The organism is Marinobacterium rhizophilum DSM 18822 (genome assembly GCF_000378045.1).
GTDB classification, from domain to species: Bacteria; Pseudomonadota; Gammaproteobacteria; order Pseudomonadales; family Balneatricaceae; genus Marinobacterium_A; species Marinobacterium_A rhizophilum.
In genome coordinates, this window is sequence record NZ_KB899112.1 from 36458 (window position 1) to 59869 (window position 23412).

The 23412-nt window shown below is 60.2% G+C and carries 19 protein-coding genes; 9 read left to right on the plus strand and 10 right to left on the minus strand.

Going from position 1 to position 23412, the window contains the following annotated elements; translation table 11 throughout:
* Window positions 1–286 precede the first annotated feature (286 nt).
* Window positions 287–1027 (plus strand): hypothetical protein, encoded by a 741-nt coding sequence (locus F451_RS0120730; RefSeq protein ID WP_020683334.1) that lies wholly within the window; start codon window positions 287–289, stop codon window positions 1025–1027.
* Between the two features lie 168 nt (window positions 1028–1195).
* Here F451_RS0120730 and F451_RS0120735 read toward each other — a convergent pair whose 3' ends face one another.
* From F451_RS0120735 to F451_RS0120775, 8 genes are all read right to left on the minus strand, one after another.
* Window positions 1196–2614, minus strand: coding sequence for a uracil-xanthine permease family protein (locus F451_RS0120735; RefSeq protein WP_020683335.1), 1419 nt, complete (start codon window positions 2612–2614; stop codon window positions 1196–1198).
* Window positions 2615–3185: 571 nt separating this feature from the next.
* Window positions 3186–3941: a triose-phosphate isomerase gene (tpiA, locus tag F451_RS0120745; RefSeq protein WP_020683337.1), complete on the minus strand. Its 756-nt coding sequence runs from the start codon at window positions 3939–3941 to the stop codon at window positions 3186–3188.
* A 41-nt stretch (window positions 3942–3982) separates the two neighbouring features.
* Complete coding sequence (gene eno, locus F451_RS0120750) at window positions 3983–5278, minus strand: phosphopyruvate hydratase (protein WP_026291940.1); 1296 nt, start codon at window positions 5276–5278, stop codon at window positions 3983–3985.
* A 264-nt stretch (window positions 5279–5542) separates the two neighbouring features.
* On the minus strand, window positions 5543–5713 hold the full coding sequence (locus tag F451_RS27890) for a hypothetical protein (protein ID WP_020683339.1): 171 nt from the start codon (window positions 5711–5713) through the stop codon (window positions 5543–5545).
* A 14-nt stretch (window positions 5714–5727) separates the two neighbouring features.
* The gene (gene pyk, locus F451_RS0120760) at window positions 5728–7176 is read right to left on the minus strand and encodes a pyruvate kinase (protein ID WP_020683340.1); all 1449 of its coding nucleotides are present in this window, start codon (window positions 7174–7176) and stop codon (window positions 5728–5730) included.
* 33 nt (window positions 7177–7209) lie between these two features.
* On the minus strand, window positions 7210–8217 hold the full coding sequence (gap, locus tag F451_RS0120765; protein WP_020683341.1) for a type I glyceraldehyde-3-phosphate dehydrogenase: 1008 nt from the start codon (window positions 8215–8217) through the stop codon (window positions 7210–7212).
* 266 nt (window positions 8218–8483) lie between these two features.
* Window positions 8484–9782 (minus strand): L-rhamnose catabolism isomerase, encoded by a 1299-nt coding sequence (gene rhaI / locus F451_RS0120770; protein WP_040880239.1) that lies wholly within the window; start codon window positions 9780–9782, stop codon window positions 8484–8486.
* A 43-nt stretch (window positions 9783–9825) separates the two neighbouring features.
* Complete coding sequence (locus tag F451_RS0120775; protein WP_020683343.1) at window positions 9826–11931, minus strand: bifunctional rhamnulose-1-phosphate aldolase/short-chain dehydrogenase; 2106 nt, start codon at window positions 11929–11931, stop codon at window positions 9826–9828.
* A 220-nt stretch (window positions 11932–12151) separates the two neighbouring features.
* Between F451_RS0120775 and F451_RS0120780 the strand changes: the two genes are divergently transcribed.
* The 8 genes from F451_RS0120780 (at window position 12152) to F451_RS0120815 (ending at window position 20718) form a co-directional block, all read left to right on the plus strand.
* The gene (locus F451_RS0120780; RefSeq protein WP_020683344.1) at window positions 12152–12940 is read left to right on the plus strand and encodes a DeoR/GlpR family DNA-binding transcription regulator; all 789 of its coding nucleotides are present in this window, start codon (window positions 12152–12154) and stop codon (window positions 12938–12940) included.
* 106 nt (window positions 12941–13046) lie between these two features.
* Window positions 13047–13997: a rhamnose ABC transporter substrate-binding protein gene (gene rhaS, locus F451_RS0120785; RefSeq protein ID WP_020683345.1), complete on the plus strand. Its 951-nt coding sequence runs from the start codon at window positions 13047–13049 to the stop codon at window positions 13995–13997.
* A 72-nt stretch (window positions 13998–14069) separates the two neighbouring features.
* Complete coding sequence (locus F451_RS0120790; RefSeq protein WP_026291942.1) at window positions 14070–15566, plus strand: sugar ABC transporter ATP-binding protein; 1497 nt, start codon at window positions 14070–14072, stop codon at window positions 15564–15566.
* Window positions 15567–15576: 10 nt separating this feature from the next.
* A complete protein-coding gene (locus F451_RS0120795) occupies window positions 15577–16560 on the plus strand; it encodes an ABC transporter permease (protein ID WP_020683347.1) in 984 nt (327 codons plus the stop codon).
* Between the two features lie 22 nt (window positions 16561–16582).
* Window positions 16583–17578, plus strand: coding sequence for an ABC transporter permease (locus tag F451_RS0120800; RefSeq protein ID WP_020683348.1), 996 nt, complete (start codon window positions 16583–16585; stop codon window positions 17576–17578).
* Complete coding sequence (locus F451_RS0120805) at window positions 17575–17889, plus strand: L-rhamnose mutarotase (protein ID WP_020683349.1); 315 nt, start codon at window positions 17575–17577, stop codon at window positions 17887–17889. Before F451_RS0120800 ends, F451_RS0120805 begins: the two co-directional genes overlap by 4 nt.
* A 2-nt stretch (window positions 17890–17891) precedes the next feature.
* Window positions 17892–19265, plus strand: a complete 1374-nt coding sequence (locus tag F451_RS0120810) for an FGGY-family carbohydrate kinase (protein WP_020683350.1) — start codon at window positions 17892–17894, stop codon at window positions 19263–19265.
* Window positions 19266–19767: 502 nt separating this feature from the next.
* Window positions 19768–20718: a sugar kinase gene (locus F451_RS0120815; protein ID WP_020683351.1), complete on the plus strand. Its 951-nt coding sequence runs from the start codon at window positions 19768–19770 to the stop codon at window positions 20716–20718.
* A gap of 136 nt (window positions 20719–20854) precedes the next feature.
* Here F451_RS0120815 and bglB read toward each other — a convergent pair whose 3' ends face one another.
* Window positions 20855–22000, minus strand: coding sequence for a beta-galactosidase BglB (gene bglB / locus F451_RS0120820; RefSeq protein WP_020683352.1), 1146 nt, complete (start codon window positions 21998–22000; stop codon window positions 20855–20857).
* A 111-nt stretch (window positions 22001–22111) separates the two neighbouring features.
* A complete protein-coding gene (locus F451_RS0120825) occupies window positions 22112–23410 on the minus strand; it encodes a TRAP transporter large permease (protein ID WP_020683353.1) in 1299 nt (432 codons plus the stop codon).
* Window positions 23411–23412 lie beyond the last annotated feature (2 nt).

A 23412-nucleotide genomic window follows, 5' to 3' on the forward strand; every position in this document is an offset into this window, starting at 1 on the left:
TAGCGAGAGCCGGCTGATTTGAATTCTTTTTTCGGTGTTTGAAGCGATAAATCGGCAGGATTGCCGATGTGCACAGCGTTAGCTGCCCATCGAGCACGCTACAGGAATGACGCTTGTAAATAGTGGTTCTATTTAATGCGCAACAGCACAAAAACCAACAAGGCTCAGGTTGTTCGTAACAGGTTGAGTGTTTCCGGATAGCCTCCTAGTCTTCAGATATCGGGGTGGCTGTGTCCGGCGCGGGTTTCGCATCACGCGTCGGATGTCGAGCGGGAGGTCTGGAGCAATGGATGCTTTTATTCGATTTGTGGAGCAGTGTGTCAATCTTGCCACGGCGCTTGTGTGGCCGGCCGCGGTGCTTGCCGTGCTGTATTACCTGCGCGCGCCGGTGAGCCGGTTGCTGGATGCCTTGTCATCGCGCATCGGGGATCCTCGCACAGATGTCTCGATCAGCAAGGAAGGCCTGGAATTCAGATCCCGGATCGAATCACTTGAGGTTGACCAGGAACAGACGAAATCGCTGACACTTCAGGCGCTCGGAGTGTCGGATGGGGCTGGTGTGACGAAGCCGGAGATGCAGAGCCAGCACATTGATACCGAACTGTTGCAGCTGGCGAGCGAGTACCTGGCGATACGTAACGCGGACTGGTCGCAACGGGTGCATTTGAAAGATACCGCTGCCCTGAAGATGGCGGATATCGTTATCACGAAAAACGTGGCGCGAGAGCTGCTGGTGCAACAGCAGAATGAAGGGCTGATTCTGGCGCTCGCTGCCGCATCGCACATGCTGCCCAAGCCGGGCGATCTGGGGCTGCTGTTGGGAATCGCCGACCAGGTCACCCGACTGCATGTTAAATATCGTATCGCGATGGCCATCGGCCGTCTGTTCGAGCGTGGTATCGCCGACAAGTCCATGGCGGAGCCTGTCTTCAACCTGCTCGCATCCTTCAGGCAGGGGGCGGATCAGTCACTGCTAAACCGCATTGCCTACACCGAGTCGACCGTTAAGCGCTGCATAGGCAATTGACGCCCGGCGAAAAAGCCATTTTGTGCCTTATCGGATGAAAAAAGTGCCGCGCGCAGTCTTGGCGTGGGGCGCTTTCGGGCTCAATGACCGGGCCGGGTATAACGGACATCATGCAGACTACACAAAGGCTACCCTCGGGTGGCCTTTGTGCGTTATCGGAGCAAGCAGCTAGCTGCTCGACTCCAGGCTGGCTTCGCTGGAAGGCGTTGCCGTATCAGCGGTTTCAGTCGCTACTGTATCGCTCTCGTGGGTCTGCGTTTGCGGTGAGGGCAACAACAGGCTCAGCACAATTGCGGCCAGGCCGCCGGTGGTGATGGGGGAGCCGAAGATGCTCTGTACGATTTTTGGCATCTGGCTCAGCAGGTCGGGGGTCATGACGCCGAGCCCCAGGCCGAACGACACCGCCAGGATCAGCAGCTTGCGTCGATCAAGGGTTTCGTTGGCGAGGATTTTTACGCCGGCGGCGGCGACCGTGCCGAACATCACCAGGGTGGCGCCGCCGAGTACCGGCTTGGGGATTTGCTGCAGCACGCCGCCGATAACCGGGAAGAGGCCGAGCAGCATCAGGATGGCGGCGATGTAAAATCCGACGTGGCGGCTGGCCACGCCGGTGAGCTGTATCACGCCGTTGTTCTGGCTGAAGGTGGTGTTGGGAAAGGTGTTGAACAGGGCGGCCAGCATGGAGTTGAGGCCATCGGCCAGCACGCCGCCGCGAATGCGCTTGATGTAGCCATCGCCACGTATCGGCTGTTTCGAAATGATGCAGTTGGCGGTGAGGTCGCCGGTGGATTCGATGGCGGTAATCAGGTAGATCACGGCGATCGGGGCGAAGGCGCTCCAGTCGAACGAGAAGCCATAGCGCAACGGCATCGGCAGGCTCATCAGCGGCAGCGTGGCGAGGTTGGCAAAGCTGACCGTGCCCATGAAGATGGCGATCTCAAAGCCGATCAGCAGGCCGATGATGATGGAGGAGAGGCGCAGCCAGGGGTTGGAGGAGAAGTTCAGCACGATGATGCACAGCAGTACAAAGCCGCCCAGGGCCAGGTTGGCCGGGCTGCCGAAATCCGGCGCATTCACGCCGCCGGCCAGGTCCGTCATGCCGACCCTGATCAGGCTGATGCCGATAATGGTGATGACGATGCCGGTGACCAGCGGGGTGATGATGCGCTTGAGCTTGTGCAGAAACTGGCTCAGAACGATCTCGACGAAGGCGCCGAAGAAACAGACCCCCAGGATCAGTGAGAGAATCTCCTCTGGGCCGCCGCCCTTGCTCTTGGCGATAAAGCCAGCCGCCAGCACGGAGCTGAGAAAGGCGAAGCTGGTGCCCTGAACACAGATCATGCCGGAGCCGATGCCCAGCGGGCGCCAGGCCTGGATCAGGGTACCGGCGCCGGACACCACCAGCGCCATGCTGATCAGGTAGGGGATATGCTCGCCCAGGCCCAGCACGCCGCCGATGATCAGGGTGGGGGTGATGATGCCGACGAAGCTCGCCAGCACGTGGGCAATGGCGGCGAAAGTCGACTGGGTGAAGCCGGGTGTGGCATCCAGTGGATAGAGCAGGTCATTCGTATTGGCCGCAGACATAGGTATCTCCATGAACCCCAGGGGCTGTTTTCAGGCTGAGGGGCGGGCGTTGCAGCGTTTTCGCAGCTGGCCGCGCGCTCAGCGGTAATACATCTGCCGTTCTACAAGAAAAAACCTGACCATGCGTGCAGGTTTTGTGCGTAAATTTAATAACTCTTTTGTTTTCATTGGTTTATTTGCGCAGTGGGTTTTTGACGCGACGGTGTAAGTTCTGGCTCGCGATGGTGGTACGGCGCCGCTGCCCCAAGAGTGGGCGCTGGTGGCCTGGGGTTGTGCCAGGAGGATGCGAGTACAAGAGGTCGTTTACGTGGATGTCGGACCTTACGCATCAGGCTGACAAACAGATCGCCAGCCGCGGTGTCAGCGGGAAACCGCTGGAGCCCGGTCTTTGGGCGCAGCGGGTGTAGGCCCAGGCCGGGTTCGCGCACACAGCGGGCGCTACACGGGCTCTACGTGGGGTGGAACAGCCATTATTGATGTGCCCGGCATGCTGAAACTTGGCTTTGCGTGCAGCCACGAAAAAGGCCACCGGGTGGTGGCCTTGGTTAACGCTTACAGCGGTTGCGGCTATTCAGCCATTTGCAGCCCGGCAAATCGCCGCAAAGGCGTCTGCATCCAGCGCAGCACCGCCGACCAGGGCGCCGTTGATGTCGGGCTGGGCGAGCAGGGCGGCGGCATTGTCCGCTTTCACGCTGCCGCCGTAGAGCAGGGCAATGTCGGGGCCGGTTATGGTGTCGCATTCGCACAGGTACTGGCGAATGGCGGCATGCACCACCTGCGCCTGTTCCGGTGTGGCGCTAAGTCCGGTGCCGATAGCCCAGACCGGTTCGTAGGCGACAACGCTGCCCGCAAAAGCGCGGGCGCCCAGTCGCGAGCGAATCGCATCGAGCTGACGGTACACCACGGCGGTGGTCTCATCCCGTTCGCGTTCGGCCAGCGTCTCACCCACGCAGAGTACCGGCACAACACCCGCGGCCCTGGCGGCGGAGAACTTCGCTGCCGTGTCGGCATCGGTTTCGCCATAAAGGCTGCGCCGCTCCGAGTGGCCCACCAGCACGTAGCGGCAGCCCAGGTCCTTGAGCATGGCCGCGCTGACTTCGCCGGTGTGGGCCCCGGCCTCATGCTCATTCAGGTTCTGGGCACCGAGGGCGATGCCGCTGTCCTTTAGCCGCCAGTCGGCCTGGGACAGGTAGGGGAAAGGCGGGCAGAGCGCAATCCCGACAGTTTCAAGCCCGGCCAGCGCTGGCAGCAGCGCATCGAGCAGCTGCTCGTTGGCCGCAAAGCTACCGTTCATCTTCCAGTTGCCGATCACCAGGTTCTGTATCATGTTCGATTCCTTTAGCCGCGCTGGCGGGCTGACGGGGAGGCTTAGGCCTGACCCTTGATTTCCTTCAGGCCCTTGTACGGTGCCTGGCCTGCGAGTTCTTCCTCGATGCGCAGCAGACGGTTGTACTTGGATACACGGTCAGAACGGCACAGCGAACCGGTCTTGATCTGGCCGGCGGCGGTACCGACGGCGAGATCGGCGATGGTGGTGTCTTCGGTTTCACCGGAACGGTGCGAAATCACCGCGGTGTAACCGGCATCCTTGGCCATCTTGATCGCGTCCAGGGTCTCGGACAGCGAGCCGATCTGGTTGAACTTGATCAGGATGGAGTTGCCGATGCTCTTGTCGATGCCTTCCTTGAGGATCTTGGTGTTGGTCACGAACAGGTCGTCGCCCACCAGCTGTACCTTGCTGCCGATCTTGCGGGTCAGGTACGCCCAGCCGTCCCAGTCGGACTCGTCCAGGCCGTCTTCGATGGAGACGATCGGGTAGGTCTCGGCCAGCTGCGCCAGGTAGTCGCTGAAGCCTTCGGAATTGAACACCTTACCTTCGCCGGCCAGGTTGTATTCGCCGTTCTTGTAGAACTCGGAGGCAGCGCAGTCCAGCGCCAGGGTGACATCCTTGCCCAGGGTGTAACCGGCCTTGGAGACCGCTTCCTGGATAACCACCAGCGCTTCTTCGTTGGAGCCCAGGTTCGGCGCGAAACCGCCTTCATCACCCACCGCGGTGTTGAGGCCTTTCGCCTGCAGCACGGCCTTGAGGGCGTGGAAGATCTCGGCGCCGCAGCGCAGGGCTTCAGCAAAGCTCGGGCTGCCGACCGGCTGCACCATGAACTCCTGAATGTCGACGTTGTTGTCGGCGTGCTCGCCGCCGTTGAGGATGTTCATCATCGGCAGCGGCATGGAGTACTGGCCGGGGGTGCCGTTCAGCTCTGCGATGTGGGCATACAGCGGCATGCCCTTGGCAGCGGCGGCGGCCTTGGCGGCAGCCAGGGACACGGCCAGGATGGCATTGGCGCCAAAGTTGGATTTGTTCTCGGTACCGTCCAGCCCCAGCATGATGTTATCCAGAGCGCGCTGATCGGTTGCATCCTTGCCCAGCAGCGCTTCACGGATCGGGCCGTTGATGGCGGCAACCGCCTTCAGCACACCCTTGCCCAGGTAGCGGGACTTGTCGCCATCACGCAGTTCCAGCGCTTCGCGCGAACCGGTGGAGGCGCCGGACGGGGCGCAGGCGCTGCCGATCACGCCGTTCGCCAGAATCACGTCGGCTTCAACCGTGGGGTTGCCACGCGAATCCAGAACTTCGCGCGCCTTTATCTGGGTAATCCTGTTCATGTCTGCCTCTGTGTAGGTGGTCATTGGTTGTCAGGGTGCGTTGCCTGAGTGCGGCCTGGCATGCAGCCGTGATTCAGGTTGTGGCTGAATTATTTTAGTTAATTTACCTAAATAAATCTCGCTATATCAATATTTGATTGATGAATTAGGTAAATTAAGTTCTATCTTGGACTTGTCCTGATCTGTCAGCAACGTCTGAACGCCTCACAAACCGGCATGTCCAGGCCCGGCGTGCACTTTTACCGGGCCTGTCAGGGGCTGTTCTCAGAAGTCGTAATCAGAGCAGGTCAGTGCCGGCGTCGGGTGCCAGGTCTTCGCGTCCTGCACAATTTCCTGCTGTTCGGCCGCTTCCGCCCGCAGGTTGAAGTCATTGGGCCAGTCCTGGCTGTACTGCTCGGCGTCCTGCTGTGCTGTCGGGTGCTGTTGGTTCTGCATCAGGGTTACCTCCGTTAGCGTATGGTCTGTCCGACACGGACAATCTTCAGGGTATTGGTACCGCCGTGGGCCTTGACGTAATCGCCCTTGGTAATGAGTACCAGGTCGCCGTCGGTTACCACGCCGCGGTTCTGCAATTCCTCCACTGCCAGGCGGTTGATGGCGTCGTTGGGCAGCGCATCGGAATCGAATGGAATGGTTTTGACGCCGCGAAACAGCGCGACCCGGTTCTGCGTGCGGGTATGGGTGCTGAAGGCGAAAATCGGCAGCTGCGAACTGATGCGCGACATCAGCAGCGGCGTGTCGCCGGATTCGGTCATGCAGATGATCGCCTTGACGCCGTCCAGGTGGTTGGCGGCATACATGGCCGACATGGCAATGGTTTCGTCGATGGCGCCAAAGCTTTCGCTGACACGGTGGTTGGAGCGGTGTGCCTGCGGATGCTTTTCGGCCCCGACAATCACCCGGGCCATGGCTTCCACGGTCTGGATCGGGAAGTCGCCGGCGGCGGTTTCAGCCGACAGCATGACCGCGTCGGTGCCATCGAGCACGGCGTTGGCGACGTCGAATACTTCGGCACGGGTGGGCATGGGGCTGGAAATCATCGACTCCATCATCTGGGTGGCCGTGATGACAACGCGGTTAAGGGCCCGGGCACGATCGATGATGTGTTTTTGCACGCCGATCAGCTCGGCATCGCCAATCTCCACGCCCAGGTCGCCACGGGCCACCATGACCACGTCCGAGGCGCGGATGATGTCATCCAGCACGGCGTGATCGTTGACCGCTTCGGCGCGCTCGATCTTGGCGACCAGCCGGGCGTCGCCGCCGGCCTGGTGCAGCAGGGTACGGGCCAGTTCCATGTCGGCGGCATCGCGCGGAAAGGAGACCGCCAGGTAGTCGACGCCAATGGCGGCCGCGGTAACGATGTCTTCGCGATCCTTGTCGGTCAGGGCCGCGGCGGACAGGCCTCCGCCCAGGCGGTTGATGCCCTTGTTGTTCGACAGCTCGCCGCCGACCCGCACGCGGCAGATGGCTTTGTTGCCCTCGATGGACTCGACCGCCAGCTCAATGCGGCCGTCGTCCAGCAGCAGGATGTCGCCGGGGCGGCTGTCGGTGATCAGGGCCTCGTAGTCGATACCCACGGCATCGGCAGTCCCGGCCTTTTTGTCCATGTCGGCATCAAGGATGAACTGCGCGCCAGTCTGCAGTGTGACCTTGGTGTTGGCGAAGCGGGCAATGCGGATCTTGGGGCCCTGCAGGTCGCCGAGAATGGCGACAAAGCGACCCTGTTTGCGCGCAATTTCGCGCACCAGGTCGGCGCGCAGGCGGTGGTCTTCGGCTGAACCATGGGAAAAATTCAGCCGCACCACGTTAACGCCGGCCTCGATCAGCTGGGTGATGACGGCGGGCGAGGTGCTGGCGGGACCCAGGGTGGCGACAATTTTTGTTCTGCGATTCAAAGCGGCGATCCTCGTGTTGCGTTCAGGGAGGGCTCAGGCGTGCATCAGCGCCAGGGTGTTATCGAGCATGCGATTGGAGAAGCCCCATTCGTTGTCATACCAGGACATCACCTTGACGAGACGCCCGCTGACCTTGGTCTGGGATGCATCAAAGTTTGAGGACGCCGGGTTGTGATTGAAGTCGATCGAGACCAGTGGCTCGTCGTTGTAGGCCAGTACGCCCTTGAGTGGACCGGCGGCGGCATCGGCGAGAATGCGGTTGACCTCCTCGACGCTGGTATCGCGCTGGGCAATAAAGCTCAGGTCAACCAGGGATACATTGATCGTGGGTACCCGTACCGCCATGCCATCGAGGCGGCCATTCAGTTCCGGCAGGACCAGGCCCACCGCGGCAGCAGCGCCGGTCTTGGTCGGGATCATCGACTGGGTGGCCGAGCGGGCGCGGTATTTGTCGCTGTGATACACATCGCTCAGGTTCTGGTCGTTGGTGTAGGCATGGATGGTGGTCATCAGTCCGTTTTCGATGCCGATGGCCGCATGCAGCGGCTGGGCAATCGGCGCCAGGCAATTGGTGGTGCAGGAGGCATTGGAGATGATCTGCTGGCTGCCATCGAGCAGGCCGTGATTGATGCCGTACACGATGGTGGCATCGCTGTCATTGGCCGGCGCCGAGATGATCACCTTGCGGGCACCGGCTTCCAGGTGGGCGGCGGCCTTGGCGCGGCTGGTAAACAGCCCGGTGCATTCGTACACCACATCGATATCCAGTTCGCGCCAGGGCAGGCTGGCCGGATTGCGCTCGCTCAGGATGCGCACCGGATCGCCGTTGATGATCATTTGGTCACCGTCGACCTCCACGGTACCGTTGAAGCGGCCATGGACGGAGTCGTAGCGGGTCAGGTGGGCATTGATGTCGGCGTCGCCCAGGTCGTTGATGGCCACCACCTGGATGCGATCACGGTAGCCGGACTCGTACAGGGCCCGCAGGATGTTACGTCCGATACGGCCGTAGCCATTAATTGCCACACGAATAGCACCCATGGATAAGCTCCTCTTTTTATTGTCGATTGATCGTGTCGATCGCGCCGGGTGGAAATCTATATTTGAAATTTATGTTCTACATACTACACAAAAGGAATAAATATTCTATCTTGTTTTTGTTCAATAGTTGCGCAGCGGTGTGACTGGCTGTGTGCGCAAGGCGGGCAGAGCTGTCACTGAAGCGTCATGGCGACAGCGTGGGCAGAACGAAAAAATCGGCTCAGGGGAGCCGATTTTGTGTCGTTATGCTGGCGGTTCGGGTCGTGTCAGACGATGCCGGAGCCGCTGCTGTGCTTGCTGGCCGGGCGGTCCTTGGCGCACTGTGCCCGGTAGCCGCTGGCACGGTAGGCCTGGATCGGATCAATGGCGCCATTGCCGCGCAGGCGCGCCATCTGCAGGATGGGCTCAACGTCCAGGTTGTAGGCGGCCTTGAGGGTGCCCTGGGCCATCAGTGCATCGTTGCCGTCCTGGAAGCCTTCCAGTGCCTTGCGGTCCACCAGCAGGGCCTTGACGAAAGCGCGCTGCACTTCGGCGGCGCTGTAGATCAGGCTCTCGATCGGGTCGGTCACGTTGTGGGACTGGTCCAGCATGTAGAAGGGCGCAAAGTTCGGCTGGCGCTGTGTGATGTCCACCAGTTCATTGAACACCAGGAACAGCTGGTAGGGATTGATCGAACCGCTGTCCAGGTCGTCGTCACCGTATTTGCTGTCGTTGAAGTGGAAGCCGCCGAGCTTGCCGAACTGGGCCAGGCGGGAGACGATCATTTCGATATTGACGTTGGGCGCGTGGTGACCCAAATCGACCAGGCATTTGCAGCGCTCGCCAATCTGGGTGGCGGCCAGGTAGCTGCTGCCCCAGTCCTGAATGACGGTGGAGTAGAACGCCGGCTCGAACATCTTGTGCTCCAGCTGCATGCTCCAGTCATCCGGCAGCGCATTGTAGATGGCGCTGGTACTGTCGAGATAGCGGGAGAAACTGCGGTTGAAGTTCTGCTGCCCCGGGAAGTTGGAGCCATCGCCGACCCAGACGGTGAGGGCGTTGGAGCCCAGCTTGCGGCCCAGTTCGATGACTTCGATATTGTGCTCCACAGCCTGGTCGCGCACCGCCTTGTCGCTGTGGCTCAGGCTGCCGTACTTGTACGACTGCGGCTGGCCCTTCTGGTCCTGAAAGGTGTTGGAGTTCATGGCATCGAAATGCAGGCCGCGTTCTTGTGCAAACTGGCGCAGTTCTGCAGCGTCCGACGGGGTATCCCAGGGAATGTGCAGGGACACCGCCGGGGTGGCCTGGCCCAGCTGGTTGACCACGGCGCAGTCGTCCACTTTTTCAAAGATATTGCGCGGCTCGCCGGCGCCCGGGAAACGGGCAAAGCGGGTGCCGCCGGTACCCAGTCCCCAGGACGGCAGGGCGACGGCAAACTGGCTTGCCTGCTGGGTCAGGGTTTCGATATCGACGCCGGCGCGGGCGAGGCGTTCGCCCAGAGCGGCGTAGTCGCTGTCCAGTGCATGCTGTTGCCGAGCGTTCTGTGCGGCGATGAGTTCAGCGTTGATCATTGTTTTTGTTGTCATGGTGCAAACCTCGGGCAATTTGGGCCCTGCGGGGCCCAGGGGCTTATCGGGTGAAGGACGGTGCATGGCCGGCGTCGACGTTGAGCACGTTACCGGTGGACTTCGCGGATACGTCGGCGACAAAGAAATACACGCCCTCGGCAATATCTTCGGGGAAGACGTTACGCTTGAGCAGGCTGCGCTGGCGGTAGTGTTCTTCCAGTTCATCGGTACTCATCTGGTAGGCGCTGGCACGTTCTTCCTTCCATTTTCCGGTCCAGATCTTGGAGCCGCGCAGCACTGCATCCGGGTTCACCACGTTGGCGCGGATGCCATGCGGTGCGCCTTCAAGCGCCACGCAGCGGGCCAGCTGAATCTCGGCGGCCTTGGCGGTGCAGTAAGCGGCGGCATTGGCCGAGGCGACCAGGCCATTCTTGCTGGCAACAAATACAATCGAGCCGCCCATGCTCTGGCGTTTCATCAGCGAGAATGCCTCACGGGAAACCAGGAAGTAACCGGTGGAGAGAATATTCTGGTTGAAGTTCCAGTTCTCCAGCGTGGTTTCATCCAGCGGTGACGACGACGCAATGCCGGCATTGGATACCAGGATGTCGACCCCGCCAAAGCGCACGCAGGTGCTGCTGAATGCCTGTTGCACCTGCTGCTCGTCGGTTACATCCATTTTAACGCCTTCAACCTGGTCCCGGCCGTAAGCCTGCTGGAAGGCTTCAACGGTTTCGCTCAGGCTGTTCTGGTCAATATCGGTCAGCATCACGCAGGCGCCTTCATTCAGCAGACGCTCGGCCGTGGCACGGCCAATGCCGCCGGCGCCGCCGGTAATCAGCGCAACACGTCCGGCCAGGGCCTTGGGTTTGGGCATGCGCTGCAGCTTGGCTTCTTCCAGTAGCCAGTATTCGATGTCGAAGGCTTCCTGTTCCGGCAGGCCCATGTACTGGCTCACGCCCGATGCACCGCGCATCACATTAATGGCATTGACGTAGAATTCGCCGGCGATGCGGGCCGTGGCCTTGTCCTTGGCGAACGTCAGCATGCCGACGCCGGGAATCAGGTAAACCACCGGGTTGGCATCGCGCAGGGCCGGGCTGTCGTCGTGCTTGCAGCGCTCGTAATAGGCGGCGTAGTCGGCACGGTAGTCGGCCAGCTGGGCATCCAGGCCGGCAATGACCTCGTCGAGGTTGTCCTGGGCCGGATCGTACTGCAGCACCAGCGGCTTGATCTTGGTGCGCAGGAAGTGATCCGGGCAGGAGGTGCCCAGCTGGGCCAGGGGTTCGAGCTGCTGGCTGTTGACGAATTCCAGCACTTCGGCGCTGTCGTTGAAGTGGCCGATCTGGCGCTGATGTTCGCTGCTCTTGCCGCGAATCACCGGCATCAGCTGGCTGGCGACCCGCTGGCGCTCGGCCTCGCCCATGGACTGGTGGCTGGCACCGCCGAACGCGGCAACCCCCTGTAGCCGGTCATCCAGCCAGGTCTGGGCGCGATTGATCATGTCCAGTGACACTTCATAACAGTCTTTGGCCGTGTCGGCCCAGGTAAACAGGCCGTGGGCTTCCAGCACGACACCCTTGAGGTGCGGGTTTTCGGTGGCGATCTTTTCCAGCTCCAGGCCCAGCTGGAACCCGGGGCGGCGCCATGCCAGCCAGCCGATCTCGCTGCCGTAAATGGTTTCGGTCAGTTCGCGGCTGTTGCTGCTGGCAGCGATGGCGATCACGGCATCGGGGTGCAGGTGATCGACGTGCTTGTAGGGTACATAGGCATGCAGCGGCGTGTCGATGCTGGCGGCGCGGCTGTTCAGGTTATAGGTGCAGTGGGGCAGGTAGGCGACCATCTCGTCTTCGTGCTCGGCCCCGCGATAGAGCTTTTTCAGCGCCTGCAGCTTGTCCATGTACAGGGTGGCAAAGCCGGCCAGGTCCATGCTGCCGATATCGCCGCCGGACCCTTTTACCCAGAGAATTTCCTCTTCTGTGCCGGTGAGCGGGTCGATACAGCCGATCTTGCCGGAGGTATTGCCGCCGCCATAGTTGGTGACGCGCATGTCCGAGCCTAGCAGGTTGGAGCGGTACCGCAGTAATTCGGGCCCCGACATGCTGGCGGCTGTTTGGTCGTCCCAGCGATTGGGGATCAGGCGTGATTGGGAGTCGAGCTCGGACATACGGGGCAACCTCTTTTATTAATTATTAGATGAATCCGGCAAAAATTGTCACAATCATGACGGGTTCTGCTGCTTTACAGCGTTTTATGATCAATCGTGATTGAAATAATGTACCCCGCTTGTTTTCATCAGTCAATATCAATCATAAGTGATCATAAAAAATCATATTGCGCTTGCAATTCGCATTTGCGTGCGACATATTGACCAACAAGGACTGATTATGCACGAACGTGAGCGACATCGAATCATCCTGGCTGAGGTGGCGGAGAAACCGGTAGCAACAGTCAGCTACCTGGTGGAACTGCTGGAAGCCTCGGAGGCGACAATCCGGCGAGACATCAGCTTCCTGCACAAGGCGGGCAAGCTGAGGAAAGTGCGCGGTGGTGCCGAGTCCCTGCATCCACCCACATCGACCAGTCTGGCGGGGCGTCCCTTTGCGATCAGTCAAACGATCAACGCCAGGGCAAAGCGACTGGTTGCCAGGGAGGCGGCAGCGCTGTGCGAAGAGGGTGAGTCGATCATCATTGGCGGTGGATCCACCGCCTACATGATGGCCGAGTACCTGAAAAACCGGCAGCTACATGTCATGACAAATTCCTTTGTCATTGCGGACTACCTGCTCAAGCACAGCAAGTGCAGCGTGACGCTGCCGGGCGGCAAGGTGTACCGGGAACAGAATCTGATTCTGAGCCCGTATCCGGAAGACGGCTCTGCCAACTTCTATGCCGCCAGAATGTTCTTCGGTGCCCAGGGGGTTGGCCCGCTGGGCGTGATGGAAACCGACCCGCAAATCGTGCAGGGCACGACACGCCTGCTGCGACAGGCGGAACAGCGGGTGCTGCTGGTTGACAGCAGTAAGTTTTCACAGCGCAGCAGTCTGATCGTCTGTGCGCTGTCGGAACTGGACATCGTGATCACCGATGACGGAATCGATGCAAAAACGCAAAAACTGATAGAGGATGCCGGCTGCAGGCTCGTTATCTCAAGAGCCGAAGCTGTCGCCGAATAGCAAGCGCCCCTAGAAGGGCGACTGTCGATATAACAACAACAAGCGAGACGGAGACTTAAAGATGCCTTTCAAGAAAATAGTGGCAAGTGCCCTCGTAGCAGCCGCAATGGCAACCAGTGGACTGGTTCAGGCAGACTCAGTGCGTATCGGCCTGGTGGTCAAGGCACTGGGTATCGGCTTTTTCGAGGCCGCCAACGAAGGGGCGCAGGAGGCGGCGAAGGAGCTGGGCGATGCTGAAGTGATCTATACCGGTCCGACATCGACCACCGCCGAAGGCCAGATCGAAGTAATCAATTCACTCATCGCGCAGAAAGTGGATGCCATCGCGGTATCCGCCAATGATACCGATGCCCTGGTACCCATCCTGAAAAAAGCGCAGCAGCGCGGTATCAAGGTGGTGTCCTGGGATTCCGGTGTGGCGCCCGAGGGCCGTCAGGTGCACCTGAATCCTTCCAGCAATTCGCTGATCGGCGAGATGAACGTCAAGCTGGCCGATGAAGCCCTGCAGGCCACCGGTAGCGAGAAGGGCGATATCGCCATTCTCAGCGCCACGCCGACCTCGACCAACCAGAATATCTGGATCGAGGAAATGAAAAAGGTATTGCCGCAGTATCCGCAGCTCAACCTGGTTGCCACGGTGTACGGTGATGACCTGGCCGACAAGAGCTACCGCGAAACCGTGGGACTGCTCAAGTCCCATCCCAACCTGAAGGTCATTGTTGCCCCGACCTCCGTGGGTATCGTGGCAGCGGCACAGGCGGTGCAGGATCAGGGTCGCATCGGCGAGGTCTTTGTCACGGGTCTGGGTCTGCCATCGGAGCTGGCCGGGCATGTGGATTCGGGCGCGGTAAAAAGCTTCGCCATCTGGAATCCGATCGACCTGGGTTACGCGGCGACCATGATTTCGTACAACCTCGTCAAGGGGGAGTCCAGTGACAGCGCGATCGGCATGGGCCGGATCGGTACCGCTACGCTGGATGCCGAGGGCAGCGCCGCAATGGCTGAGCCATTCGTTTACAACGCGTCCAACGTACACGCCTTCGCCGATATCTTCTGATTGTTTGTCCTGACCGGCAGGGAGCCTGCGGCTCCCTGCCGGGCCCTGCTATTCCCATAAGAAGAAATAACCATGTCTGAATCTCACTCTCTGTTTTCATTGCGAGGAGTCAGCAAATCTTTTCCGGGTGTGAAGGCACTCGATCAGGTACGGCTGGATCTCTATCCGGGACAGGTAACGGCGCTGATCGGCGAGAACGGTGCCGGCAAGTCGACCCTGGTCAAGACCATGACCGGTATCTATCAGCCGGATGCAGGTGAACTGCGGTTCGGCGGTGAGCTGATCTCGCTGGATACGCCGGAGGCCGCGCGCAGCCTCGGGATTACCGCGATTCACCAGGAAACGGTGCTGTTCGACGAACTCAGCGTGACGGAAAATATCTTCGCCGGCCATTATCTGACCCGCGCACGTTCCGGCCGGCTGGACTGGCCGCTGATGCATGCCCGGGCGCAGCAGATACTGCAGGACATCGAAGCACCGATCGATCCCAAAACCCCGTTGAAGTTTCTGAGTATCGGCCAGCGGCACATGGTGGCCATTGCCCGCGCGCTGTCCTTCGAGGCGCGGGTGGTGATCCTGGATGAGCCCACGGCGGCGCTGTCGCACCACGAAATCGAAGAGCTCTACGGCATCGTGCGGCGGCTGAAGCAGGCCGGCTGCGCCATCATGTTCATCAGTCACAAGTTCGATGAAATCTTCGCCATTGCTGATCGCTACACGGTGTTCCGCGACGGCTGTTACGTGGCCGACGGCAAGATGGAGGAAGTTGACGAAGCGCAACTGGTTACCCTGATGGTCGGACGCACGGTGGAACAGGTGTATCCCAAGGTCGAGGCCGCCATTGGCGAGCCGGTGCTGCAGGTGCGCAATCTGCGTCATCCGACGGAATTCGACGCTATCAGCTTTGACCTGCACCAGGGTGAAATCCTCGGCTTCTATGGCCTGGTGGGCGCCGGGCGGACCGAACTGATGCAGGCCCTGTTCGGCGTCTCCAGCGGTGTTCAGGGGGAGGTCGAGATCGGTCAGCAGGCGGTGACCATTCGCTCCCCCGCCGATGCCATCAAGGCCGGCATCGTCTATGTGCCGGAGGAGCGCCAGGCGCAGGGCGTGGTGCTGGAACTGCCCATCTATCAGAATATCGGCCTGCCACAGCTGAGCACCATCAACGCGAACGGCGTGCTCAGCGACAAGGCCGAATATGCGCTGGCCGATGGTTATGCGCGACGCTTGCAGGTCAAGGCACCTGACTGGCGCGAGAAGGTCGGCAACCTGTCCGGCGGCAATCAGCAGAAAGTGGTCATCGGCAAATGGCTGGCGACCAAGCCCAAGGTGATCATTCTTGACGAACCGACCAAGGGTATTGATATCGGCTCCAAGGCGGCCGTGCATGCGTTCATGTGCGAGCTGGTGCAGGAGGGCCTGGCGGTAATCATGGTGTCATCCGAACTGCCCGAAGTGATGGGCATGTCGGACAGGATGATCGTGATGCACGAGGGGCTGATGGTCAGCGAGTTCAAGCGTGATGAATTTTCCGCCGAGCGCATCGTCAGTGCGGCGACGGGCGGCTAGGGGGTTATCGATGAAAACATTACTGCAAAATCGTGAAGTGTTACTGGCGGTGCTGATCGTCGTACTGGCCCTGATGGTGGGGCTGGTAACGCATGATTTCCTGCTGCCCTCGAACCTGCTGGCGGTGTACAACGACACCTCTATCCTGATCATCCTGGCCCTGGGGCAGATGCTGGTGATCCTGACCCGCTGCATCGATCTGTCGGTGGCCGCCAACCTCGCCCTGACCGGCATGGTGGTGGCAATGCTGAACAGCGCCTACCCGGAGGTTGCCGTCCCCCTGCTGGTACTGGCCGGGGCACTGCTGGGCCTGATTCTTGGCATGATCAACGGTGTGCTGGTGTGGAAACTGGGGATTCCGGCCATCGTGGTGACGCTCGGCACCATGAGCATCTACCGCGGCATTGTCTTTCTGCTCAGCGACGGTGCCTGGGTGAATGCCCATGAAATGAGTGGTGCCTTTGTCAGCATTCCCCGTACCGAGCTGCTGGGTATTCCCGTACTGGCCTGGGTGTCGGTGATAGTGATTGCGGTGATGGTGCACTTTACCCGCCAGCGGCGCCTGGGGCGTGAAATCTATGCGGCGGGCAATAACCCGACGGCCGCGTTCTATACCGGTATCCAGGTCGGCCGGCTGCAGTTTGTTGCTTTCAGTATTTCCGGTCTGCTGGCCGGGCTGTGCGGCTACCTGTGGGTGTCGCGTTATGCCGTGGCCTACGTCGATGTTGCCGCCGGCTTTGAGCTGCAGGTCATTGCGGCCTGTGTGATTGGCGGTGTCAGCATTATGGGTGGCATCGGCACGGTGCAGGGCTGCGTGCTGGGCGCGCTCTTTCTGGGCGTCATCAACAATGCGCTGCCGGTGATCGGCGTCTCGCCGTTCTGGCAGATGGCGATATCGGGCGCGGTGATCGTGATAGCGGTGATCGCCAACGCCAAGAGCGAACGCAAGACCGGACGCATCATTCTGAAAAAAGCGGCCCTACAGAGCCACTAAAATAACAACAGGATCGCCTGCGATGGAAAAGATAATGCACAAGCCCTTGTTGCCCAGGGTCAGCCTGTCCTATCGGCTGCTCTCCTGGGAGTTCTTTCTGCTGCTCATCACGGCCGCCGTGTTCGTGATCAACAGTCTGGCATCGCCCTATTTTCTGGACCCCTGGAACCTGTCCGATGCCAGCTTCAACTTTGTCGAGAAGGCCATCGTTGCGTTGCCGGTCGCCATGCTGATCATCAGCCGGGAAATTGACCTGTCGATCGCCTCGATCATCGCGCTGGCCTCGGTGGCCATGGGATTCGTGGCGCAGACCGGCGCCGGCTCACCGCTGATCATGCTGGCCGGACTGGGTGTGGGCCTGCTGTGCGGCCTGATCAACGGCCTGCTGGTGACCAGGTTCCAGATCCCCTCCATTGTCGTGACCATCGGCACCATGAGCCTGTTTCGCGGCATCAGCTACATACTGCTGGGCGATACGGTAATGAAGGACTATCCGCAGGACTTCGCCTATTTCGGCCAAGGGTATGTCTACGCCATGTTCAGTTTCGAATTCGTGCTGTTCCTGGTGCTGGCGCTGGTGTTCTACGGCCTGCTGCACAAAACCAACTTTGGCCGCCGTACCTACGCCATTGGCAACAACCCGACGGCAGCCTTTTATTCCGGCATCAATGTGGCACGTCACCGCCTGATTCTGTTTGTGCTGGTTGGCCTGGTCTGTGGCCTGGCCGCGGTGCTGCTGACGTCCCGTCTGGGCAGTACCCGCCCGACCATCGCCCTGGGCTGGGAGCTGAGCATTATCACCATGGTGGTGCTGGGCGGCGTCAATATCATGGGGGGCTCCGGCACCATTGCCGGTGTCTTCATCGCCGTGTTCCTGATGGGGCTGGTGACGTTCGGGCTGGGGCTGATCAATGTGCCGGGCATCGTGATGTCCATCATCATCGGTGGCATGCTCATCGGCGTTATCGCCACACCGGTGCTGCTGAAAAAATTCAGGAACAGGAAGCCCGCACCATGAATCATGCCTTTGTCATGCAGCTAAAACCCGGGTGCGAGGCCGACTACCGGCAGCGTCACGATGACATCTGGCCGGAACTGAAAGCCCTGCTGAAAGCCTATGGCATCGGTGACTACCATATCTATCTGCAGCCCGATACGCTGCAGCTGTTTGCGCATTTCAGCACGGCGGGGCAGTTCGATGCCGCGTCCCTCAAGCAGGAGCCGGTGATGCAGCGCTGGTGGCTGAGCATGAGCCCGCTCATGGAAACGCAGCCTGGCAGCCATGAGCCGTTGGCCGTGGCGTTGCAGCCGATGTTCTATCTGGAGTGAGCATGCAAGCGATTATCGTGGTACTGGATATTGGCAAGACCAATGTCAAACTCTGCGCCCTGGATGCGATGACCGGAACACCGCTTGAGTCACTGCGGCGCAGCAACGATGTGATCCTGGCCGAACCCTACCCGCAGGCCGATATCGAGGGTATCTGGCGCTGGTATTGCGAGGGTATTGTGCAGCTGGGCCGGCGCTATGCCGTGCGCTTTCTGACCTTTACAACGCACGGTGCGACCGCGGTCTGCCTGGCCGGTGACTCGCCTGCGGTGCCGGTACTGGATTATGAGTCGGACCTGTGTGAACAGGCGGGGGCTAATTACGACCGCGTGCGCCCGGACTACGAAGAAACCCTGAGCCCGGCGCTGAGCTGCGGGCTGAACCTGGGGCGACAGCTGTTCTGGCTGTCGCAATCCAGGCCCGATGACTTTGCCCGCGTCGATACCATCCTGATGTACCCGCAGTACTGGGGCTGGCGTCTGAGCGGTGTCGCGGCCAGCGAGGTCACATCGCTGGGTTGCCATACCGACCTGTGGCAGCCGCAACAGCAGTGCTATTCGTCGCTGGTTGAGCGGATGGGTTGGCAGGGCCTGTTTCCACCGTTGCTAAACGCTGGCGAGGTGCTGGGCCCGGTGTTGCCGGCGCTGGCCCGCGAGCTGGGCCTGCCGGCCGACTGCCAGGTGATCAATGGCATCCACGACAGCAATGCGTCCCTGGTGCCCTATCTGCAGCGGGTCGAGGCGCCTTTCACTGTCATCTCCACCGGCACCTGGACCGTCATGGCCGGCATTGGTGCGCCCCTGCAGGGACTCAGAGAGCAGGATGACATGCTGGCCAATGTCAGCGCCTTTGGTGACCCGGTGCCCTGCATCCGTTTCATGGGCGGGCGGGAGTGGGAGCTGCTGCGCGATGCCGATGACTGCGATGTCGCCGACCTGCAGCGGGTGCTGGCGCAGGGCGTTTTTGCGCTGCCGTCATTTGCCAGCCAGGGTGGCCCGTTCCGGGATCGTCAGGGCGCGGTGATCGGACCCGCGGACAATTTAAGCGCCCGGGAGCGCACGGCACTGGCCGCGCTGTACTGCGCGCAGGTGACGGATTACTGCCTGAGCCGGCTGCAAAGCGCCGGTGATATTTTTGTCGAGGGCAGCTTCGCCCGTAATGCCGTCTACCTGGGTGTGCTGCAGTCGCTGCGCCCGGATCAGCAGGTGCGGGCCAGCGAGGACAGCACCGGCACGACCCAGGGCGCCGCCCAGCTGATACCGGGTTGTGACTGGGTCGGTGCGGCGCCGGCCATACCTGTCGAGCCTGCTGCCATGCCGGGACTGGCCGATTACTGCGATCACTGGCTGGAGTTGGTGAACACAGAAAGCCGGTAGTCTTACTCGGCAAGAAGGCGCTCGGACCCGGGCGCCAGCGAGGCCGGCGACCCGGCGACCCGGCGACCCGGCGGTCCGGCGACCCGGCTGGGCGTGCTGTCAGACCCTTTCTCGGCGTGGCTTGCCCATCACAACAGGATACTCACCCGTCAAGGCCGGATCGGCGAAGCCCTCTTCTGAAGGTGCTGAATGCCCTGCGATTTCCGTCAGCGTGCAGGCTGCTGCCTGATGTTTTAACCGCCTCGGAAGCAAACATTTATTGGTATCTGAACGACCGAGGGGCAGCGTAGGTGAGGCCCCTTGCGGCATGGGTCTCCACGGGCCGGCAGTCATGCATATATTTGGTCTTTCGTTTTTTATAAATTGAAACAACGTTTTAGTTGTGTGATCATGGCGCTGTACCGGGACTCGTCGCGTGTCGACGCCAGCGGCCCGGATTTTTACAACCATCGCTGCGCAGTCTGTGCATCTGCTTCAACACGTCAGACGGGGGAGTTCCAAGATGACCACCAATGCCCTTCGAATCGCCAGTATCGGTGAATGCATGATCGAACTGGCGCCCCAGGGCGCAGATCAGTATCGCCAGGGCTTCGCTGGCGACAGCTACAATACCGCCTACTATCTGCAGCGCCTGCTGGGGGATCGTGCCCGCGTCAGTTATGTCACGGCGCTGGGGGACGATCGCATGAGCGAGGCCATGTGCCGGCACTTTGCCGACGCCGGTCTTGATACTGCGCTGGTGCGCCGGCTTCACGGGCGCCGTCCCGGTCTCTACATGATCGAGAACGACAGCCAGGGGGAGCGAGTCTTTCATTACTGGCGCGACAGTTCAGCGGCCCGGGCGTTGCTGGATGGGCCCGGGGCGGACGAGATCCTGCAACGTCTGGCGGGGTTCGATGCCGTGTACCTGTCCGGTATCAGTCTTGCGATACTGCCCGAATCAGCCCGCGAGCGCCTGGTTGCCTGTCTGCGCAAGCGCAAGGGGCTGCTGGCGTTCGATCCGAATTTTCGGCCCGCCCTGTGGGGCATGAAGGAGCAGGCGTCCGTGGCGATGCACGCCGTGGTCGCCTGCGGTGCAATAGTACTGACGACGCTGGACGACGAACGTATGTTGCACGGCTACGATCAGGCGGAGCAGGTGATCGAACACTGGCAGCAGCGGGGGGCCGTCGAGGTGGTGGTGAAACAGGGGGCGAAGGGCTGCATGATTGCGCAGGGCGATGCGCGACTCGAGGTAGCGGCACAGGCCGGGATCAGCCCGGTGGATACCACGGGCGCCGGCGACTCCTTCAATGCCGGTTACCTGGCTGGGCGTCTCGGTGGCTTGTCGGTGGCGCAAAGTGCCCGGCTGGCACACGAACTGGCGGGCACCGTGATTCAGCACCGGGGGGCCATCGTGCCGCAGGATGTCGCGTTGCCGGGTATCGCTGCGGCCTCCCAGGCAGGCATTTAGCGCTTCAGGCTACTGGGAAAATTTTGACGCTGAACAGAATGAACCCTGCCGGTACGGGAGTACGGCAGGGTTTTTGGTGTATGGCTGGATAGTGCCGGAGCGCACCATGTTGCGCTCCTGGCCGGTTCGGTCTGTGTTAGCGGTACAGGTAGACCCGCAGGTATTCCGACAGGCAGAGTATGGCCATGGCCTGACCGTAGGGCATGGACGTCAGGGGAATGGTGCGGTAGTAATCCAGATCCTCACCCATGGCGGTGCCGAACGAGACCTGGGTCAGTTCGCCGTCCGGATTGATGTGGCTGATAACGCCCCGTACTGCCTTTTCGGCCAGCTGGGCATAGGACTTGTCGATGTAGCGCTTGCGCACGGCTTTCAGAATACCGTAGGCAAAGCCCGCCGTGGCCGAGGCTTCGAGATAGGAGTCGGGATCGTCGAGCAGGGTATGCCAGAGGCCCGACGCATGCTGGCACTTGGCCAGAGCCTCGACCTGGCTCTGCAGTACCTGGAGCAGGTAGCGGCGGGTGGCGTCGTGCTCCGGCAGATCAAGCAGCTCGATAAAATCCGGAATGGCGACCGTCAGCCAGCTATTACCGCGGGCCCAGCGGGCTTGGGCGAAATTGTGTTTGCCCTCAAAGGTCCAGCCGTGAAACCACAGGCCCGTTTCCCTATCCATCAGGTACTGGGTGTGCAGCAGAAACTGGTATTTGGCTTCTTCGACATATTCCGGACGGTTCAGCAGCTGGCCGATCTTGGCGAGCGGCAGGACGCTCATCATCAGGGTGTCGTCCCAGATCTGCTGGTGGTTTTCGCTGTTGTAGACGATATGCTGCAAGGCACCCCGTTCGGTGCGAGGCATGTCGTACATCACCCATTCTGCCCAGGCTTCGAGGTAGGGCAGCCAGCTCTTGTTGCCTTCCTCCTCGTAGCGATAGGCAAGGGTCAGAAAGGGGCAGACCGTATTGATGTTCTTGGTCGCAAGCTCTTCTGACAGGCGCGCGCTGAACCAGTGGTCAATGATGTCCCGTGCCCGGGTGTCGTTGGTCTGTTCGTAATAGCGGTAAATGCCGTAAAGGCCGATGCCGTGGGTCCACTCCCAGCCCGCCCATCCCTTGGTGTCGATGGTGCGGCCATCGTCCAGGTGCAGTAGAAACTCACCGGTCTCGTCGGTAATGTTAACCAGGTTGTCGGTGATCTTTTGAATAAGCACCTTGAGCTGGTCGTAGCTTATAAAGAAATCGGGTTTGCACAATAAGGGGTTATCTTTAACGCTGAAGACTTTCATGGAAAATCTATCTCCTGCTGCAATGCGTTTTTGTTATGTATATTCGGCGGTGACCCGGTTGCTGCAGTGCAGCCGGCAATACTGTTGGGTGCGATGTACGCAGGGGTGGTATCAAACCCCAAACAGCTGTGGCAGAAACAGTGTCAATTGCGGGAAGTAGGTGACGATAAGCAGCACCAGTATAATGGCCAGGTAAAATGGCAATAAGGGTCTGATCAGGCTCTCAACCTTGACCTGCGCGACACTGGCACCGACGAACAGCCCCGAGCCTACCGGCGGGGTAATGGTGCCGATGGATAGGTTAAAGATCATGACAATGCCAAAATGGACCGGATCGACGCCCAACTGCGTGGCGATAGGCAGCAATATCGGTGTGAAAATCAGAATGGCCGGGCCAATATCCATAAAGGTGCCGATAATCAATAAAAATATATTGATGATCAGCAGAACGATGATTTGATTGTCCGATATGCCCAGAATGATTTCGCTGATCACGGCTGGCAGTCCACTGAATGCCATCGCGAATGACATGGCAGACGACGCGGCCAGCAGAAACATGATAATACCGGTCATGCGGACAGTAGACATCATGATAGCCGGCAGCTGGATAAGCCTGATCGAGCGATAAACCACCAGTGATAAAAAGCCGGTATAAAGTACGGCCACTGCCGAGGCTTCTATCGCCGTAAAGACACCCATGACAATGCCGCCAACCACGATAACGATCAGCAGCAGGCTTGGCAGCGCCTCGCGACAGATGTGCCAGGCCTGTTGTCGGGTTATTGCCGGCGCCATCGCATACTGATGGCGTTTGGCCACGATGTAGGCGACGATCATGCAGCCCAGCCCCCAGAGGATTCCGGCGACAGCGCCGCCCATGAACAGCGCCGCAATGGATGTACCGCCACTGACCAGCGCATAGATGATAAACGCCGTGGTCGGTGGAATAAGCATTCCGGTGGGGGCTGAGGCGATGTTGGCGGCCGCCGCAAAGGTACGCTGGTAGCCCTCCTTTTCACTCATCGGTACCATCACGCCGCCGATAGAGGTGGAGGCCGCGATGGCCGAACCCGACACGGCGCCAAACATCATGTTGCCGACGATATTGGTATGGGTCAGCGACCCCGGTATTCTGCCGGAAAACAGCTTGGCGAAATTGACCAGGCGCGTGGCAATACCGCCATTGTTCATAATCTCGCCGGAGAGAATGAAAAAGGGTACGGCCAGCAGCGCAAAGGTATCCAGACTCGAAACCATTTTTTGCGCGGTAATAAAAAGTGCTCTGTCCATCGGCATCATCAGCAGCATGGTAGCCGTGGAGGCGATAGCGATACAGATTCCGATCGGAACACTTAGCAATAGCAGTACCGCGAAGGTCACAATCAGGGTCAAGCTTGCTTCAAGAACCATGT